The sequence below is a fragment of the Streptomyces sp. BE303 genome, from assembly GCF_036290945.1.
Classification (GTDB): domain Bacteria; phylum Actinomycetota; class Actinomycetes; order Streptomycetales; family Streptomycetaceae; genus Kitasatospora.
Genome location: NZ_JAQYWZ010000265.1, coordinates 1 through 495 on the forward strand (window position 1 = coordinate 1; position 495 = coordinate 495).

The following is a 495-nucleotide window of genomic DNA, read 5'->3' on the forward strand; positions in this document are numbered from 1 at the left end:
CGCCGAGCGGCTCGCCGGGGTCGTGCTGGAGCAGGGGGTCGGCGGCGCGGCCGCCGCGGGTCCCGCCGCTCCGGGGCCCTTGGCCGCCACCGGCGACGACCCGGTGGTGATCGTGGGGATGGGTCTGCGGTTGCCGGGTGGTGTGGGGACGCCGGAGGAGTTCTGGGATCTGGTCGCGTCCGGGAGGGACGGGAACGGGGCGTTCCCGACGGATCGTGGGTGGGATCTGGAGGGGTTGTACCACCCGGATCCGGAGCATGCGGGGACGTTCTACGCCCGGGAGGGCGGGGTCCGGTACGGGGCGGGGGACTTCGTTGCGGGGCTGTTCGGGATCTCGCCGCGTGCGGCGTTGGCGATGGATCCGCAGCAGCGCCTGTGGCTGGAGACGTCGTGGGAGACGCTGGAGGCGGCGGGTGCCGATCCGCTGGGCCTGCGCGGCCAGCCGTTGTGCGTGATCGTCGGCGCCTCGATCATGGGGTACTGCACCGGGGCGGC

1 protein-coding gene is annotated in these 495 nt (G+C 74.3%); it reads left to right on the top strand.

The genetic code is table 11. The annotated features are described in order from the left end of the window. Positions 1-495, top strand: a 495-nt coding sequence (locus PUR56_RS01955; RefSeq protein ID WP_329947581.1) for a beta-ketoacyl synthase N-terminal-like domain-containing protein, incomplete at both ends; no start/stop codon positions are given.